1 protein-coding gene is annotated in these 1,430 nt (G+C 75.0%); it reads right to left on the bottom strand.

The window, feature by feature from the left end; translation table 11 throughout:
• On the bottom strand, nucleotides 1-1,430 hold a 1,430-nt coding region (locus EBH09_RS30330; RefSeq protein ID WP_238697483.1), incomplete at both ends, for a condensation domain-containing protein.

The raw sequence follows: 1,430 nt of genomic DNA, 5'->3' as shown, positions 1-1,430 counted from the left end.
CGGGGTTCCGGGGTCCTCGACGGCGGCGGCGAGGAGGGTGGTGAAGTGGGTGCCGAGGCGCGCCACGGTGTCCTCGTCGAAGAGGCCGGGGTCGTACTTGAGCGTGTAGCGGCAGCCCTGCTCCTGCTCGACGACCTCCAGGGTCAGGTCGAACTCGCCCTCCTGGTGGACACCTTCGACCGGGCCGAGTACCACGGCGTCGCCGGCCGCCTCGCGGCGGGCGGTGCGGGTCCAGTTCTGGAAGTAGAAGGCGACGTTGAAGGGGGCGCCGGCCTCGGGGTCCGCGCGGCGGAGGTCGTCGGCCAGGGTGATCAGCGGGTACGCGCTGTGCTCCAGGGCGTCCAGCACGGTGCGGTGGACGCGGCGGAGAAGGCCGCGGAACTCCTCGTCGGCGTCGACGTGTTCGGCCAGCACCACCATGTTCATGAAGTAGCCGAGCGTGTCGTCGTAGCCGCTCGGCGGGCGTCCCGCCGTCGGCGTGCCCACGGCGATGTCGGCCTGGTCGCTGTAGCGGCGCAGCAGCGTGAACCAGGCGGCGAGGACGACCCCGAACAGGGACGTCTGCTCGGCGCCGGCCAGGGTGCGGGCCCGGTCGGCGACCTCGGCGGGGATGTGCCCGTCCAGACTGGCACCCCGGAAGCCGGGCACGGCCGGGCGGGGCCGGTCCAGCGGCAGCGGCACGGTGGTCCTGCGCCCGCGCAGCCGTTCGGTCCAGTACGCGCGCAGCCGCCGGCCCTCGGCGCCGTCGAGCAGCTCGCGCTGCCAGGAGGTGAAGTCGGCGTAGCCGCGGGCGGGGCGCTCGGCGGGCAGGGCCCGGCCCTCCAGGAGCGCGCGGTAGCCGCTTTCCAGCTCGCGCAGGAGCAGGGCGATGGAGACGCCGTCGAAGACCAGGTGGTGGAAGGCCAGGAGCAGCGCGTTGCGGCCGTCACCCAGGGTGTAGAGGGTGGCGCGGACGAGGGGGCCGGCGGCGAGCTCGAAGGGGCGGCGCAGGTCGGCGCGCATCCGGTCACGCAGCTCCGCGTCGCTCCTGGCGGTCAGGAAGACCTGCTGGAAGGGGAGTTCGGGCTCGGTCGCGATCCGGGCGTACGGTTCCTCGTCACCGGCGTGGACGGTGGCCCGCAGCTCGGCGTGCCGGTCGACCAGGTGCTGGAGGACGGCCCGCAGGGCGAGCACGTCGAGGCCGCGGTCGAGCCAGAGGGCGAGGGGCAGGTTGTAGGCGTAGGTGCCGGGCGCGATCTGTTCGATCACCCAGAGGGCGCGCTGGCCCTCGGACAGGGGATGGCGGCTCTCCTCGCCGTCGGTGCGCGGGCGCAGGACGCGGGCCGCGGCCTCGGTGGCCGGGGAGACGGCGGGCGGGACGGCTGGGACGGTGACCGGGGCCGGTGCGGTGACCGGGGCCGGTGCGGTGGGCGCTTCGGGCAGGGCGGGCC

The sequence above is a fragment of the Streptomyces sp. E2N166 genome (assembly GCF_003671715.1).
Taxonomy (GTDB): domain Bacteria; phylum Actinomycetota; class Actinomycetes; order Streptomycetales; family Streptomycetaceae; genus Streptomyces; species Streptomyces thinghirensis.
The sequence above is the reverse complement of the archived record's forward strand: the minus strand, read 5'-3'. Positions and strand labels throughout refer to the sequence as shown.